The 15,077-nt window shown below is 65.0% G+C and carries 15 protein-coding genes; 6 read left to right on the top strand and 9 right to left on the bottom strand.

Annotation, left to right across the window (positions count from 1 at the left end; all coding sequences use genetic code 11):
* Positions 1–44 precede the first annotated feature (44 nt).
* From D8Z78_RS14665 to D8Z78_RS14680, 4 genes are all read right to left on the bottom strand, one after another.
* On the bottom strand, positions 45–1,358 hold the full coding sequence (locus D8Z78_RS14665) for a TRAP transporter large permease (protein WP_121631641.1): 1,314 nt from the start codon (positions 1,356–1,358) through the stop codon (positions 45–47).
* Positions 1,355–1,948, bottom strand: a complete 594-nt coding sequence (locus tag D8Z78_RS14670) for a TRAP transporter small permease (protein ID WP_121631640.1) — start codon at positions 1,946–1,948, stop codon at positions 1,355–1,357. The genes D8Z78_RS14665 and D8Z78_RS14670 overlap by 4 nt, the downstream gene beginning before the upstream one ends.
* A 62-nt stretch (positions 1,949–2,010) precedes the next feature.
* A complete protein-coding gene (locus tag D8Z78_RS14675; RefSeq protein ID WP_121631639.1) occupies positions 2,011–3,066 on the bottom strand; it encodes a TRAP transporter substrate-binding protein in 1,056 nt (351 codons plus the stop codon).
* A 65-nt stretch (positions 3,067–3,131) separates the two neighbouring features.
* A complete protein-coding gene (locus D8Z78_RS14680; protein ID WP_121631638.1) occupies positions 3,132–4,157 on the bottom strand; it encodes a TRAP transporter substrate-binding protein in 1,026 nt (341 codons plus the stop codon).
* 451 nt (positions 4,158–4,608) lie between these two features.
* On the opposite strand from D8Z78_RS14680, the gene katG reads away from it, so the two are divergent.
* The 4 genes from katG to D8Z78_RS14700 all read left to right on the top strand — a co-directional run bounded on the left by katG (position 4,609) and on the right by D8Z78_RS14700 (position 9,909).
* The gene (katG, locus tag D8Z78_RS14685) at positions 4,609–6,801 is read left to right on the top strand and encodes a catalase/peroxidase HPI (protein ID WP_121631637.1); all 2,193 of its coding nucleotides are present in this window, start codon (positions 4,609–4,611) and stop codon (positions 6,799–6,801) included.
* 176 nt (positions 6,802–6,977) lie between these two features.
* Complete coding sequence (locus D8Z78_RS14690; protein ID WP_121631636.1) at positions 6,978–7,442, top strand: NUDIX hydrolase; 465 nt, start codon at positions 6,978–6,980, stop codon at positions 7,440–7,442.
* A 17-nt stretch (positions 7,443–7,459) separates the two neighbouring features.
* Positions 7,460–8,944 (top strand): inorganic phosphate transporter, encoded by a 1,485-nt coding sequence (locus tag D8Z78_RS14695; RefSeq protein WP_121631635.1) that lies wholly within the window; start codon positions 7,460–7,462, stop codon positions 8,942–8,944.
* A 35-nt stretch (positions 8,945–8,979) separates the two neighbouring features.
* Positions 8,980–9,909, top strand: a complete 930-nt coding sequence (locus D8Z78_RS14700) for an SMP-30/gluconolactonase/LRE family protein (protein ID WP_206169691.1) — start codon at positions 8,980–8,982, stop codon at positions 9,907–9,909.
* 92 nt (positions 9,910–10,001) lie between these two features.
* On the opposite strand, the gene D8Z78_RS14705 is transcribed toward D8Z78_RS14700, so the two are convergent.
* From D8Z78_RS14705 to D8Z78_RS14725, 5 genes are all read right to left on the bottom strand, one after another.
* The gene (locus D8Z78_RS14705; protein WP_121631633.1) at positions 10,002–10,571 is read right to left on the bottom strand and encodes a hemerythrin domain-containing protein; all 570 of its coding nucleotides are present in this window, start codon (positions 10,569–10,571) and stop codon (positions 10,002–10,004) included.
* A 126-nt stretch (positions 10,572–10,697) separates the two neighbouring features.
* Positions 10,698–11,699: an endonuclease/exonuclease/phosphatase family protein gene (locus tag D8Z78_RS14710; protein ID WP_121631632.1), complete on the bottom strand. Its 1,002-nt coding sequence runs from the start codon at positions 11,697–11,699 to the stop codon at positions 10,698–10,700.
* Positions 11,699–12,382 carry a molecular chaperone DjiA gene (locus D8Z78_RS14715; protein ID WP_121631631.1) on the bottom strand — a complete coding sequence of 228 codons (684 nt, stop codon included), beginning with the start codon at positions 12,380–12,382 and terminating at the stop codon, positions 11,699–11,701. Before D8Z78_RS14715 ends, D8Z78_RS14710 begins: the two co-directional genes overlap by 1 nt.
* Before the next feature lie 42 nt (positions 12,383–12,424).
* Complete coding sequence (locus D8Z78_RS14720; RefSeq protein ID WP_121631630.1) at positions 12,425–12,904, bottom strand: GNAT family N-acetyltransferase; 480 nt, start codon at positions 12,902–12,904, stop codon at positions 12,425–12,427.
* Positions 12,901–13,512, bottom strand: a complete 612-nt coding sequence (locus D8Z78_RS14725) for a VOC family protein (RefSeq protein WP_240672134.1) — start codon at positions 13,510–13,512, stop codon at positions 12,901–12,903. The genes D8Z78_RS14720 and D8Z78_RS14725 overlap by 4 nt, the downstream gene beginning before the upstream one ends.
* Before the next feature lie 313 nt (positions 13,513–13,825).
* Here D8Z78_RS14725 and D8Z78_RS14730 point away from each other — a divergent pair, with 313 nt between their 5' ends.
* Positions 13,826–14,425: a phage tail protein gene (locus tag D8Z78_RS14730; RefSeq protein WP_240672135.1), complete on the top strand. Its 600-nt coding sequence runs from the start codon at positions 13,826–13,828 to the stop codon at positions 14,423–14,425.
* 28 nt (positions 14,426–14,453) lie between these two features.
* A complete protein-coding gene (locus tag D8Z78_RS14735) occupies positions 14,454–15,056 on the top strand; it encodes a phage tail protein (RefSeq protein WP_121631628.1) in 603 nt (200 codons plus the stop codon).
* Positions 15,057–15,077 lie beyond the last annotated feature (21 nt).

Raw genomic sequence — 15,077 nt, forward strand, 5'->3', positions numbered from 1 at the left:
TGCGCAAAGTAGGATGGGTGATCAGCCATCCTACCGCAGATAACTCACGGGATCAGGAACAGGGTGATCGCCGGGAAGGCCACGAGGATCACCACCCTGATCAGGTCGGAGGCGACATAGTAGATCACCGCCCGATAGGTCTGGACCATCGGCGTTTCCGGGTCCATCGCGTTGATGACGAACAGGTTCATCCCCACCGGTGGCGTAATCAGCCCGACCTCCACCACGATCAGCGTCAGGATGCCGAACCAGATCGCCACATGTTCCGTGCTCATGCCGAAATCCAGCGAGGTGATCACCGGGAAGAAGATCGGGATCGTCAGCAGGATCATCGACAGGCTGTCCATGAAGCAGCCCAGCAACAGGTAGATCACCAAGATCACCGCCAGAACGGTGATCGGCGCCAGCCCCAGATCCACGACCCAGGCCGATAGCTCCTGCGGCACGCGCGTCCGGGCGAGGAAGCCGTTATAGAACGCCGCCCCCAGCACGATGAAAAAGATCATCGCCGTGCTGCGCGCCGTGTCGGTAAAGCTGTCCATCAGCGTCCGCCATGTCAGACCGCCATTGACCAGCGCGATGATGCCGGTGCCCAGCGCGCCCACCGCCGCGCCTTCGGTCGGGGTGAACAGGCCCGAATAGATGCCGCCCACCACGGCGATGAACACCAGCAGCACCGGCCAGACGTCGAGCAATGCGCGGAACCGCTCGCCCATCGGCACCGCCTCGCGCACACCCGCCGCGCCGGGGTTGCGGCGGACGTAGATGCTGATGGCGATCATGTAGCCTATCGCCGCCAGAACCCCCGGCACGAAGGCCGCGAGGAACAGCTTGGCGATGTTCTGCTCGGTCAGGATGGCATAGATCACCAGCACCACCGAGGGCGGGATCAGGATGCCCAACGTGCCGCCCGCCGCCAGCGTCGCGGTGGAAAAGCCGCCATCATAGCCGTATCGCTTCAGTTCCGGCAGGGACACGCGCGACATGGTCGCCGCCGTGGCCAGCGACGATCCGCAGATCGCGCCGAAGCCCGCGCAGGCGCCGATGGCCGCCATGGCCACACCGCCCTTGCGGTGGCCCAGGAAATTCTCGGCGGCCTTGAACAGCGACTGGCTCATCCCGCCCAGCGTCGCGAAATAGCCCATCAGCAGGAACATCGGTACGATCGACAGCGAGTAGCTGGAAAAGGTCGTGTAGGCGAGGTCCTTCAGCTGCGCCATGGGCAGACGGGTGTTGCCCATCACCATCCACATGCCGCCAAAGCCGGTGGCGAACATCGCCAGACCAATCGGCACCCGCAGGAAGATCAGCCCCAGCAGGAACGGAAAGGAGTAAATCCCGATTTCGATATTGCTCAATGGTCCGCCCCCACGGCGTTGGGCGCGATGGTGCGGCCCGTCATCAGTTCGTAAAGGCGCAAGAGCGCCATGTAGACACCCGCAAGCGCCGCCAGCACCGCGCCCACGAGGCTGGCCACATAGGCCCACCAGATCGGGAATTCGAGCAGCAGACTGGTCTGGCCAGAAGAGGCCTTGCGCAGCGTGCCCTCGTAAAGCTGCATCGCAATCACGACCAGCACGACGGCGAACAGCACGGCGATCAGCACTTCGAGCAGGCGGTTCACGCCGCGTGGCAGGAAATTGGTGAAGACATCGACAGAGGCATGCCCGGCGGTCACGGTGCACAGCGGCAGGAAGGCAAAGATGGTAAAGGCCATCCCCGCCTCGACCAGTTCGTAATCCCCGCGCAAGGCACCCAGCCCGGCGTCGATCAGGCCTTGGGACAGGCCCGGCAGGATACCGGCAGAGGCCATGCCATGCAGGATCGAATTGGCCTCGCGCCCGATGATCGAGATACAGGTGATCACGATCAGAAAGGTCAGAACGGCCCCACCCAGCAGCGCCATGATGCGGGCGATGCCGAGAACCACACGGTGTAGCTTGTGCATGGAAGTCCCCCGGAAAGGTGTGGGCCGCGACATGCGCCGCGGCCCGTCATGTCAAAGGGCGATCACTTGCCCCAGCTGTCCATGTCCGAGGAATACTCGGCCATCAGCGCACGCGCCTCGTCGATCAGCGCCTGACCGTCGATGCCCTTGGACTGCATGTCGGCAACCCAGCTTTCGTAGATCGGGTCGACGATCGGCTTCCATGCCGCCTCGGCTTCGGCCTGCGGCAGGGTGATGATGTTGTTGCCCAGATCGACGGCGATCTGACGCGCCGGGCCATCGGCATCCGCCTGCGTACCGCCGGCAAAGATCGAGAAGGCCACGCCGGAATTGGCGTCGATCACGGCCTTGTTCTCATCCGACATCGCCTCGTAGCGGTCCTTGTTCATCGCCAGAACGAAGGTCAGGTTATACAGCGCCGGGCCTTCGAACTCGGTGTGGTTCTTCACCAGTTCGGCCACCTTCAGCGCGCTGGTCACTTCCCACGGGATGGTGGTGCCGTCCAGAACGCCCTTGGACAGGGCCTCGGACACGGCCGGAACCGGCATGCCGATGGGCTCGGCACCGACGCGGGTCAGCAGATCGTTGACCAGACGCGAGCCGCCGCGGATCTTCATCCCTTCGAGATCGGCAGGCACGGTGACCGGCTTGTTCGTGTGGAACAGGCCCGGACCGTGGACCCAGGTGCCGACGATATGGACGTCCTTGAAATCGGCGTCCTTCATGTGGGTTTCGTACATCTTGGCATAGGCGTAGGAGGCGGCGCGCGCATCCTCGACCATGAAGGGCAGTTCGAACACCTCGGTATGCGGGAAGCGGCCCGGCGTGTAGCCGACCACGGTCCAGCCAAGGTCGACGATGCCATCGGTGACGTGGTCGATCAGTTCCGGCGGGGTGCCGCCCAGTTGCATCGACGGGTAGAGTTCGACCTTGATGCGGCCCTCGGACTGCTCCTCGACGGCGCGCGCCCAAGGCTCAAGGATCTGCGTCGGCACGTTGGCCTGCGCGGGCAGGAAGTGTTCGAGCGTCAGCACCTCTTCCTGCGCAAAGGCGGCCCCGGCGGTGAAGGCAAAGCCCAGTGCGGCGGCGGTGCCCATGAAAGTTCTACGAGTGGTCATGTCTATCCTCCCTGATATGACCTGAACCCCTGCCCCCTTGTGCCGGGAGCGCGGGGGGGTGTGCGTTACTTCGTGTAGGCGTCCATGAGGCTGCGCGCCTCTTCGATCAGCGCGGCCCCGTCGATGCCCTTGGTTTCCATGTCGGCGATCCACGCGTCGTAGACCGGGCGCGCCATCTCTTCCCACTTGGCGGCGTCTTCTTCGCTGACAGTGATGATGTTGTTGCCATTGTCCACCGCGATCTGACGCGCGGGGCCATCCGCCGCGGCCATCGTGGTGCCCGCGAAGATGGAGAACTCCAGCCCGGAATTGGCGTCGATCACCGCCTTGTTTTCATCCGACAGGCTTTCATAGACGTCCTTGTTCATCGCCAGAACGAAGGTCAGGTTGTAGATCGCAGGGCCGTTGAACTCGGTATGGTTGGACACCAGTTCCGGCACCTTGAGCGAGGCGGTGACCTCCCACGGGATGGTCGTGCCCTCGATCACGCCCTTGGACAGGGCCTCGGGGATGGCGGTCACGGGCAGGCCGATGGGTTCCGCGCCGACCTGTTCCAGAAGCTGGTTCACCATGCGCGAGCCGCCACGGATCTTCATCCCCTGAAGGTCCTCGGGCGCGCTGACGGGTTGCGCCGTGTGCAGCATGCCCGGCCCATGGACCCATGTGCCGATGATATGCACGTCCTTGAAATCCGCGTCCTTCATGTATGTCTCGAACATCTGCCAATAGGCAGAGCTGGCCGCGGCGGCGTCGCTGGTCATGAAGGGCAATTCAAAGACTTCGGTATGCGGGAAGCGCCCGGGGGTGAATCCGTTCACCGCCCAGACGATATCGGCGATGCCGTCCTGCACCTGATCGATCAGTTCCGGCGGTGTGCCGCCCAGTTGCATGGCGGGAAAGCGTTCGATCTCGATCCGGCCGTCGCTGTCGGCCTCGACCTTGTCGGCCCAGACATCGAGGATCAGCTTTGGCACATTGGCCTGCGCGGGCAGAAACTGGTGCAGGGTCAGCGTGACCTCTTGCGCCATGGCGGGGATGGCCAGCAGCGTCGCCGCTGCAACCGTTCCGAAGAAAGTCCTGCGTGTGGTCATCCTGTCCTCCCCTACAGCCGACCGCCCGAAAATGGGCACTATAGTGCAAACCTTCGCAGATGTCGCATTATCTTGCAACACGCATTCGCACGGCTGACCCGTTCCGGCAGCTTGGCGATATGGGACCCGAATCCAAGCTGTTTGTCCAGCATCTTCCACGAGGAAACAATTTTTTCACCGCTGTTACCGGTCACATTTGCGCTAAACGCGCGCGCTGGTTGTGCGCATCACCTGTCGATCCCCGACGCCCACAAAGGAGCGCCAGAAGCAATTGCCCCAATGCGGACGTACCCTGCAAGCCCATAGGAAAAAATTATCGCGATGATCCGCAAATACAATTTTTTCAGATCACAAACCTTTGTTAGAACGATTCCAAGATGCGAGTCTCGCATCAGGGATTTCACGCAGTCCGGGTGACCGCCCGGGCCTGCCTGTTTCAGGGAGAAACGATATGGACGGCAATGATATCAAGTCGGGTGGCTGCCCGGTGATGCATGGCGCGGTGACCTTCAGCGCGCGCAGCAATGGCGACTGGTGGCCGAACCAGCTGCGGATCAACATCCTGCACCAGAACACCCCCGCCTCGAACCCGATGGGCGAGGATTTCAACTATGCAGAGGCCTTCAAGAAGCTCGACCTCGACGCGGTCAAGCAGGACATCTTTGCCCTGATGAAGGACAGCCAGGACTGGTGGCCCGCCGATTACGGCCATTACGGCCCGTTCTTCATCCGCATGGCATGGCACGCCGCAGGCACCTATCGCACCGCCGACGGGCGTGGGGGCGGCTCGACCGGCAACCAGCGTTTCGCGCCGCTGAACTCGTGGCCCGATAACGGCAACCTCGACAAGGCCCGCCGCCTGCTGTGGCCAGTGAAACAGAAATACGGCAACAGCCTGTCCTGGGCCGACCTCTTCATCCTCGCCGGCAACTGCGCGATCGAAGATATGGGCCTGAAGCCGTTTGGCTTTGGTGGCGGTCGCGAAGACATCTACGCCCCCGAGGAAGACATCTATTGGGGTGCGGAAAAGGAATGGTTGGCGGATTCGAAGGCCGAAGGCAGCCGCTATTCCGGCGACCGCAATCTGGAAAACCCGCTGGCCGCCGTGCAGATGGGCCTGATCTACGTCAACCCCGAAGGCCCGGACGGCAACCCCGACCCGCTGGCCAGCGCCCGCGACATCCGCGAGACGTTTGCCCGTATGGCGATGAACGACGAGGAAACCGTCGCACTGACCGCCGGTGGCCACACCTTCGGCAAGGCGCACGGCGCCGGTGACGCGGCCCATGTGGGTTCCGAACCCGAAGCGGGCGAGATCGAGGCGATGGGCTTTGGCTGGACCTCGACCTACAAGTCCGGCAAGGGCGTCGACGCCATCACATCGGGCATCGAAGGCCCGTGGACCGCGAACCCGATCAAGTGGGACAATGGCTATTTCGACCTGCTGTTCGGCTACGAATGGGAACTGGTCAAATCGCCCGCAGGCGCGTGGCAGTGGCACCCCAAGGACCTCAAGGAAGAGGACATGGCCCCGCAGGTCGACGGCTCTGGCCAGAAGGTCACGCCGATGATGACCACCGCCGACATGGCGATGCGCATGGACCCCGAATATGGCAAGATCTCCAAGCGGTTCCACGAGAACCCCGAGGAATTCGCCGAGGCCTTCAAGCGCGCATGGTTCAAGCTGACCCACCGCGACATGGGCCCGAAGGTTCTGTATCTGGGCAAGGACGTTCCGGACGAGGACCTGATCTGGCAGGACCCGATCCCCGCTGGCCCGTCCCTGTCGGAGGCCGATGTTGCGACGCTGAAAGACAAGATCGCCGCCTCGGGCCTGTCCCAGCGCGACCTGATCTACACCGCATGGTCGTCTGCCGTGACCTATCGCGGCTCGGACAAGCGCGGCGGTGCCAATGGCGCGCGCATCCGTCTGGCCCCGCAGGCCGCGTGGGAGGTCAACGAGCCCGAGAACCTCAAGCGCATCCTTGCTGTGTATGAGGGCATCCAGTCGGACTTCGGTGGCGCTGGCAAGGTGTCGCTGGCCGACCTGATCGTGCTGGGCGGCAATGTCGGTGTCGAGATGGCCGCAAAAGCCGCTGGTCACGACATCACCCTGCCCTTCACCCCGGGCCGTGGCGATGCAACCGCCGAGCAGACCGATGCCGACAGCTTTGACCCGCTGGAGCCGGTGGCGGACCCGTTCCGCAACTACCTCAAGACCGAGTACAGCGCGCCGGCCGAGGAACTGATGCTGGACCGCGCCCACCTGCTGGGCCTGTCGGCCCCGGAACTGACGGTTCTGGTCGGCGGGATGCGCGCAATGGACATGAACTTCGACGGCAAGAAGCACGGCGTGATGACCGACACACCCGGTCAGCTCTCCAACGACTACTTCGTCAACCTCATGGACATGGGCACCTACTGGAAGCCGGTCGACGAGAGCGCGAAGCTGTACGAAGGCCGCGACCGCAAGTCGGACGAACTGAAGTGGACCGCGACCCGGGTCGATCTGGTGTTCGGTGCCAACAGCCAGCTGCGTGCCCTGGCCGAGGTCTATGCCCAGGCCGACAATGGCGAGAAGATGGTCAAGGACTTCGCCAAGGCTTGGACCAAGGTGATGAACGCGGACCGTTTCGACGTGTGATCCCCGTCTGAGCGATGAGTGCGCCCCCGTGGGAAACCGCGGGGGCGTTTTCGTGTCCGCACGCCCGCCACGCCGTGGCCAACGCATCACAAGACCGGATGCCCCTTACAAAAGCATTGAGCCGCAGCCCCTGACCTGATAGGCGCGACCAGCCCTTTGAAAAGAGTCCCTCTGTTATGTTCCGGAATTTCTGGCACGAACTTGTCTTGCCGCTGTTCCGCCGCCCTGCACATCTGCAGGCTGCGGCGCTGTGCTGGCGTTCCGGCCCCACCGGCCCCGAGGTGCTGCTGATCACCTCACGCGATACCGGGCGCTGGGTCGTGCCCAAGGGCTGGCTGAAAAAGGGCATGGACGGTGCCGGGACCGCCGCCGAGGAAGCTTGGGAAGAGGCCGGGGTCATCACCGAACGGCCGTTGCGGCCGCTGGGCGCGTTCCACTATATGAAGCAGATGGATGGGGGCATGCCCCTGAACGTGCGATGTCAGGTCTTTGCCATGCATGTCGCCCGGCTCGAAGCTGATTTCCCCGAGCGCGACGAGCGCACCTGCGCATGGATGTCGCCCGGCGAGGCCGCGCAATCGGTCCGCGAACCGGACCTTGCCGCGCTGATCCGCAGCTTTCGCCCCGAGACCGTAGATTGACGAAAGAAGGGCGCTCGATGGCCGATCAGGACAGTCCGGAGAAGTGGACGACTCTCGACCGCGATCTCGAACGGCTTTCGCGGCTGGAATCGGCGGGCATGTACGTGTCGCGCCCGCTCTTTGGCATGGGCATCTCGTTGCTCTTCATCTGTCTTGCGGCACTTGCGGCTTCGATCCTGATTGGCGGCCAACCCGACAAGCTGGTCGTCGTCGTGGCGGCTGCATTTGGCGCTTATATGGCGTTGAATATCGGTGCCAACGATGTGGCCAACAACGTGGGTCCCGCCGTCGGCGCGCGCGCCCTGTCGATGGCAGGCGCCATCCTGATCGCCGCGATCTGCGAAAGCGCAGGCGCGCTTTTGGCCGGGGGGGACGTGGTTTCGACCATTTCCAAGGACATCATCGACCCGTCGGGTCTGGCCGAGGGCCAGAAATTCATCTGGGCGATGATGGCGGCGCTGCTGTCGGCGGCGATCTGGGTCAACCTTGCCACATGGATCGGCGCGCCGGTCTCGACCACCCATTCGGTGGTGGGGGGCGTCATGGGCGCGGGCATCGCCGCCGCCGGTCTGGCCGCCGTGAACTGGACCAGCATGAGCGCGATTGCCGCAAGCTGGGTGATCTCTCCGGCGCTGGGTGGGGCCATCGCCGCCGCGATGCTGGCCTTCATCAAGTGGAAGATCATCTATGTCGAGGACAAGATCGCAGCGGCACGCAAATGGGTGCCCGTGCTGATCGGCATCATGGCCGCCGCCTTTGCCGTCTACCTGTCGATCAAGGGCCTCAAGAAGATCGTCAAGATCGACCTGCCCACCGCCCTGCTGATCGGGGCCGTGGCGGGTGTGGCGTTTTCCGTGCTGTCGAAGCCGCTGATCAACCGCCAGTCGGTGGGGCTGGAGAACCGCAACCGCTCGCTCAAGGTGCTGTTCCGCCTGCCGCTGGTGGTCTCTGCCGCGCTCTTGTCCTTTGCGCATGGCGCCAACGATGTGGCCAACGCGGTCGGCCCGCTGGCGGCCATCGTCGCCGCGTCACAAACCGCCGGGGTTGCCACCTCGGTCTCGATCCCGCTTTGGGTCATGGTGATCGGGGCGTTCGGCATTTCCTTTGGCCTGATGCTGTTCGGGCCAAAGCTGATCGGCATGGTCGGCAGCCAGATCACCAAGCTGAACCCGATGCGCGCCTATTGCGTCGCGCTGTCCGCCGCGATCACCGTGATCGCCGCAAGCTGGCTGGGCCTGCCGGTCAGTTCCACCCATATCGCCGTGGGCGGCGTGTTCGGCGTGGGCTTTTTCCGGGAATGGGACCACGAGCGCCGGGTGAAAAAGATGCAGGTGTCGCAGACCCCGAAAAAGCCGCTTGGCCCCGAGGAACGCCGCCGCCGCAAGCTGGTGCGCCGCTCGCATTTCCTGACCATCGTCGCGGCTTGGGTCGTGACCGTGCCGGCCACGGCGCTGCTGTCGGGCCTGTGCTTCTGGGCGCTCAACAGCGTGGCGGCGAACTGACGGGCATGCTATCGGGGTCCGCAGGAGGACCCCGTATGTGGCAACAGGCAAGCAGCTATCCCGACCCGCGCGTTGAAATCCTCGATGAGCGGTTTCGCGACATGGTGGTGACCCATGCCGCGGTGGAACGGCTGCACACCGGCATGCGATGGGCCGAGGGGCCGGTCTGGTTTGGCGACCTACGGTGTCTGTTGTGGTCCGACATCCCCAACAGCCAGATGCTGAAATGGGAGGAGGAAACCGGCAGCGTGTCAGTGTTTCGCCGGGGGCCCTTCACCAATGGCAACACCCGCGACCGGCAGGGGCGGCTGGTCTCGTGCGAACACGGCCCGCGCCGCGTGACCCGGACCGAGATCGACGGCACGGTGACCGTGCTGGCCGACAGCTATGACGGCAAGCGGTTGAACGCGCCCAATGACGTGGTGGTGAAGTCCGATGGCTCGGTCTGGTTCACCGATCCGACCTTTGGCATCCGCGATTGGTACGAGGGCTACAAGGCCACGCCGGAGCTGCCCACCAACGTCTATCGCATCGCCCCCGATGGCACGATCACGGCGGTGATCGAGGGGATCGACCACCCGAACGGGCTGGCCTTTTCCCCCGATGAGACGATCCTGTATGTGGTGCAAAGCGGCCCGCCGCGCTGCATCCACGCCTTTGACGTGGGCAGCGATGGACAGACGGTCGGCAATGGCCGCCGCCTGATAGAAGCGGGCGAGCATGGGACGCCGGATGGCTTCCGGCTGGACATGCAGGGCAACCTGTGGTGCGGCTGGGGCGTGGGCGAGGGGCGGAACGGCGTGCGCGTCTTTGCCCCCGACGCAACGCCATTGGGCCATATCCACCTGCCCGAGCGCTGCGCCAATGTGGCCTTTGGCGGGCCGCACCGCACGCGGCTGTTCATGGCGGCCAGCCAGTCGCTTTATGCGCTACACGTCCGTGCGCAGGGCGTGGCCTATACGTGACCCCGTCCCGGGCTTGCCCCGGGACCTCTTGGCCAGACCCGGCGTAGAGGTCCCGGGTCGAGCCCGGGACGGGGGGATGCCAGTCCTGAGCCTTACCCGCGCAGGCGGTGGTGCAGGATGATCGGCACGGCGAGGTCTTCCTCATCGCCCAGATGCCGGTCGAGGAAGGCGCGGATCGTGCGGGCATGGGCCAGCACTTGCGGCGTCTCGTCAAAGGCCTGCGCCTCGTCCAGATGCACCAGTTGGATCACCCGGTTCGACGCGCGGGTGAACCCGTCCAGCACCTGATCCAGCGCGGCATGATCGGCTTCGAGGAGTTCCAGCCCTCGGGCGAACCGCGGCTCCGCCGCCTCCAGTTCGGGGAAATAGCTGCGATCCTCCCAGCCGTGATGGCCATGCAGGTTGCGCACCAAGGCCCCGCCAAAGCGGCTGAGCCGCGCGGCGAAATCGTCGGGGCCGATGTCGCGGTCCAGATAGGTCTGCGCGTCGGCCTCGATCACCTCGCCCAGATCGCGGAACATCTGGTGGGCGTTCAGCCATGCCTGCGTCTTGGCGGCAAAGCCGGGATGGGCCTTCCACGCGTCGCGGGGATAGGCGTGCAGCAGCACGCGCATCTCTTCGGGCATGGGGGTGGTGCGGATGGGGGTCACGGCGTCCAACATGGTCGTCTCCTTTCAGGAGGGATATGTCGGGACGCACTCTGACGCTTACCAGTATCAGGCGCGCAGGGCGGCCATGCGCGCCGCGCGGGGCTGACCATGAGGTCCCGGGTCGAGCCCGGGACGGGGTCACAGGTCGATATCCAGCGTCACGGGGAAATGGTCGGAGGCGGTCAGCAGCGCCTCGCGCAGTTCGGATATCTCGCCGCAGACCGGGTCCTCGAACGGGTGCCAGATGCGCCATGACGGCTGCCGCGCCGCCAGATCGGGGGAGACCATGATGTAGTCGAGCAGGGCCTGAAGGTAGCGCCCCTGTTCGCCCAGATAGAAGCGCGCACTGGTCGGCTGGGCGGTGATGCGGCTTTGCAGCGCCTGCGCCGCATGGGGGTCGAACAGCGCCTCTGCCCCCTCGCCCAGAATGATCTCGACCGAAGACCGCCCAAACAGGTTCTCGTATTCGTCCAGCCCCGGACCGTCGTTCAGGTCGCCCAGCACGATCACGCTGTCGCCCTGCGCCAGCAAGCCGTCGACCCGCGCGCGCAGCCAGATCGCCTGCGCCAGTTGCTTGCGCCGGTTGGCGATGGCAAGGCGCATGATCTCGTCTCGGGTGGTCGCGCCGTGCGGCGCTTTGGATTTCAGATGCGCGCCGATCAGCCTGGCCTTCGTCCCGCGCGCGGTGGTCACGGACAGCTCCAGCGGCGGCTTGGAAAAGGTCACGCGGTCGCGGGTGGCGTCGATGTCCAGATCGATGTGGAATTCGGTATCAAAGCGCGGCGCGGCGTCGGAGGCTTGTGGATCGTGGCGCACCGTCAGCACCGCCGGATCGTAGAGCAGCGCGATTTCCTGCTGCGTGTCGTTGGTGAAGCCGGTCACGGCCTCGCGCGTGCGCAGGCCAAAGCTTTCGGCAAACCGGGTCAGCGCGCGCACGGAGGACCGGCGGGAATTGGTGTCGGGCGCCTCGATCACCATGACCGCATCGGCATCCATCGCGGTGAAGACGATGCCCAGCGCCTCGGCCTGCTGGCGGCGCGTCACGTCATGCCGGGCGGACCAGTCGCCGTCGGCCAAGAGGTCACCCGCGTCGGAGAACAGCGAGTCGAACCATTCGACATTGTAGGTGGCGATCCGCATCAGGCGGCTTCGCGGGCCGAGATTTCCTCCCACGCGCGATTGATATCGGCGAGCTTTCTCTGGGACAGGGCGACCGCCTCTTCGGGGACGCCGCGGGCGATCATCACGTCGGGATGGCTGTCGCGCACCAGCTTGCGATACACCTTGCGGATGTCGTCCAGCGGCGTGCCGGGTGTGACGCCCAAAACGGTGTAGGGATCGGGGTCCTCATCGGGGACCATGCGCGCGCGCAGGCTGCGAAACCTCATGTCATCCATGCCGAAGATCTCGGCCACGCGGCGCAGGAACTCATCCTCTGCCGGGTGATAGGTGCCATCGGCCAGCGCGATGTGAAACAACCCCTCCATCAGGTCGCACAGTGTACCGCCCTCGCTGTCGAACATCGCCCGGATGCGGGTCGCGTATTCCTCGAACCCCGCCACGTCCTGCCGCGCGAGGTTGAAGACGCGGGCCGCGCCCGCCTCGTCCTCGGGCGCGATGTGAAAGACCTCGCGAAAGGCGGTGACCTCGTCGCGGGTCACAAGCCCGTCCGCCTTGGCCATCTTGGCCGACAGCGCGATCACCGCGATGGTGAAGGCGACGGTGCGTTCGGGCGGCGTGCGCAGGCGTTCGAACACGGCGGACAGGCCCTCGCCCTTGGCGAGCGCCTGAATGGCCTGAGATATGCGGGTCCAGATCGACATACCCCATTGTACCGCAGCGCAGCATGGCTGTCAGGGCAGGAATTACAGAATTTTCTGCAAAAGGATCAGGTCCATCCAGCGCCCGAACTTGAAGCCGACCTGCGGCAGGGTCGCGATCTGCCGGTAGCCCAGCGCGGTGTGAAAGGCGACCCCGGCGGGATTTTCCCCCGACACACCGGCCCAAAGGGAATGGACCTTGTCGCGGCGCGCCACCTCTTCGAGCGTGGTCATCAGGGCGCGGCCCACACCCCGCCCCCGCGCGTGCTTGGCCAGTTGGATGGAATGCTCCATCGTGTGCGCATAGCCCGGGCCGCCGCGAAACTGGAAATAGGTGGCAAAGCCAAGAACCCCACCATCGTCGCAGGCCACCTGAAAGGCGGCCCCGCGCGCCGCCATGTCGGCCTGCAAGCCCTCGACCGTCTTCGTTTGCGTGGTGAAGGTCGCGGCGCTGGTCTCGATGATCTCATTCCAGATCGCGGCGATCTGGGCCGCGTCGCGCGGCTCGGCAGGGCGCAGGATCATGTCAGGGTGACGTGCTCGCCAGACAGGGCGATTTCGGCGGACAGGCCCGCCTCGCCGGTCTCGAAGCTGACCAGCGGCGCGTCCAGATGCGGGGCGAGCAGGGCCGCCATGTCCATGGCGCGCGGATGGCTGACCGTCAGCTGCACAAGACGCATGTCGGCGGCGGGCAGCGCCTTGCCCGGCGGGACCGCGCTGTGCCACTGGATCAGCGCCGGGAACATCCCGTCAAAGGGCAGCTGTCCATCCTCGGGCACCGCCATCGACCAGCGCAGGTCGCCGCGCTCCAGCTCCAGCCGCCGCCCGGCCATGGGCAGCGCCGTCAGAGCGGCATCGAGATCGTCCACCCGGCAGATCCATTTGTCGAGCCGCGCGGGGCCCTTGAACGCGTCCAGCCCGAACCACCGCGCATCGGGCGGCGGCGGCGCAGACGGGTCGATCGAGATCGCCTCGATATACAGGTCCGGGTCCATGCCCAAGAGCTGGTTATGGGTGCCGAACCGGCCATGCGCCCCCCCGGGATTCATCGGCTGGCCAAGCACGTCCTCCACATGCGCGGCCGCCTCGGCCAGCGTTTCCCCCAATACCGCGATATGATCGAGAACCAGCATCCACCCACACATGTCCTGTTGTCGTCGCGAAACGATAGGCGAGGTTAACCTTTCTGACTAGCGGATTTTGCACCTGCAGCACAACCGACCGGTGCACACCCGGATTGCAGGTCACACTGTGCGCAAGATCACAGGTTCAGGGCGGTTTCACTTGCCGGGTGGGCCCCTGCGGCCTCACGCTGACCACAGGGGTCGCGGCACACGCAGACACCCGTGCCCCCAGAACTGCGTGCGAGTGACCCAAGGCCGGCTGCGACCGGCCAACTGCGAAGCGGATGCGATCCCGTATCCCCAAGACAAGGATGAGGACTTCATGATGACACACTTCAGGATCCCCCGTGCGGGCCTGCTGGCCTGTGCTCTTGCAGCCTGCGCGGCGCTGTTGCCTGCCGCCGGGGCCAAGGCCCAGGACATGCTCGGAGAAACCCGCGCCTTCGCCTTCAATTTCTGCCCGCGCGGCTGGGCCCCCGCCGAAGGTCAATTGCTGCCGATCAACCAGAACCAGGCCCTTTATTCGCTGCTGGGCACGAATTTCGGCGGCGATGGGCGCACGAGCTTCGGCCTGCCCGACTATCGCGGCCGCTCTCCCATCGGGGTCAGCTACAGCGGCAGCCCAAGCTATGACATCGGCCAGAAAGGCGGCGCCGAGACCGCCACCATGACCGCCGCGAACATGCCCGCCCACAATCATGCGGTGAATGCCGTCTCGGCCGAGGGCGACCGGGCCCGGCCCAACAGCGACTTCCTCTCCTCCGGCACCGAGCTTGTGTACAAGTCCGGCACGCCCGACGCGGTGATGGATCCCGGCGTGATCTCGAGCACCGGCGGCGGCCAGCCCTTCACGATCATGCCGCCCTATATCGCGGTCACTTGGTGCATCGCCCTGCAGGGCCTGTTCCCGTCGCGCAACTGAGCCCCGGCCAACCGAAAGGATATTCAGAATGACATGTCTCATTTCCCTCAAGAGCGGCCTTGGTGCACTGGCGCTGGCTGCGGCGAGCCTCGTGGCCAATGTCGGCCCTGCCGCCGCGCAGGAAGGCTTCATCGGTCAGGTTACCGCCTTCCCCTACACCTTCTGCCCGCGCAGCTGGGCCCGGGCGGACGGGTCGCTTTTGCCGATCAGCAGCAATACCGCGCTGTTCTCGATCCTCGGCACCACCTATGGCGGTGACGGACGGACGACCTTTGCCCTGCCCGATCTGCAGGGCCGCAGCGCCATCAATGTCGGACACGGCCCCGGCCTGAACCAGATCCGGCTCGGTCAAAAGTCCGGCGCCCCGACAATGACCATCACCAACAGCGAATTGCCGCAGCACAGCCACGGCTTCAACGCGGTGCAGGCCGAAGGCGATCGTGGCCGCCCCAACAGCGACTTCATCGCGGGCGGCAGCGAGCTGATCTACCATGATGGCCCCGCCGACGTGCAGATGGCCAATGGCATGATCGGCAATTCCGGCGGCGGCCAGCCGATCGCCGCGATGCCCCCCTATATCGCCATGACCTGGTGCGTTGCCGTTCAAGGCATTTACCCGTCGCGCAGCTGATGGCGCCGGATCGAAAGGACA

Origin of the sequence: Tropicibacter alexandrii, from assembly GCF_003667315.2 — a bacterium.
Taxonomy (GTDB): Bacteria; Pseudomonadota; Alphaproteobacteria; order Rhodobacterales; family Rhodobacteraceae; genus Tropicibacter; species Tropicibacter alexandrii.

Coding starts and splice junctions, on each gene's coding strand:
- D8Z78_RS14670 (WP_121631640.1), bottom strand. CDS start 1,948: ATGCACAAGCTACACCGTGTGGTTCTCGGCATCGCCCGCATCATGGCG.
- D8Z78_RS14675 (WP_121631639.1), bottom strand. CDS start 3,066: ATGACCACTCGTAGAACTTTCATGGGCACCGCCGCCGCACTGGGCTTT.
- D8Z78_RS14680 (WP_121631638.1), bottom strand. CDS start 4,157: ATGACCACACGCAGGACTTTCTTCGGAACGGTTGCAGCGGCGACGCTG.
- katG (WP_121631637.1), top strand. CDS start 4,609: ATGGACGGCAATGATATCAAGTCGGGTGGCTGCCCGGTGATGCATGGC.
- D8Z78_RS14690 (WP_121631636.1), top strand. CDS start 6,978: ATGTTCCGGAATTTCTGGCACGAACTTGTCTTGCCGCTGTTCCGCCGC.
- D8Z78_RS14695 (WP_121631635.1), top strand. CDS start 7,460: ATGGCCGATCAGGACAGTCCGGAGAAGTGGACGACTCTCGACCGCGAT.
- D8Z78_RS14700 (WP_206169691.1), top strand. CDS start 8,980: ATGTGGCAACAGGCAAGCAGCTATCCCGACCCGCGCGTTGAAATCCTC.
- D8Z78_RS14705 (WP_121631633.1), bottom strand. CDS start 10,571: ATGTTGGACGCCGTGACCCCCATCCGCACCACCCCCATGCCCGAAGAG.
- D8Z78_RS14710 (WP_121631632.1), bottom strand. CDS start 11,699: ATGCGGATCGCCACCTACAATGTCGAATGGTTCGACTCGCTGTTCTCC.
- D8Z78_RS14715 (WP_121631631.1), bottom strand. CDS start 12,382: ATGTCGATCTGGACCCGCATATCTCAGGCCATTCAGGCGCTCGCCAAG.
- D8Z78_RS14720 (WP_121631630.1), bottom strand. CDS start 12,904: ATGATCCTGCGCCCTGCCGAGCCGCGCGACGCGGCCCAGATCGCCGCG.
- D8Z78_RS14725 (WP_240672134.1), bottom strand. CDS start 13,512: ATGCTGGTTCTCGATCATATCGCGGTATTGGGGGAAACGCTGGCCGAG.
- D8Z78_RS14730 (WP_240672135.1), top strand. CDS start 13,826: ATGATGACACACTTCAGGATCCCCCGTGCGGGCCTGCTGGCCTGTGCT.
- D8Z78_RS14735 (WP_121631628.1), top strand. CDS start 14,454: ATGACATGTCTCATTTCCCTCAAGAGCGGCCTTGGTGCACTGGCGCTG.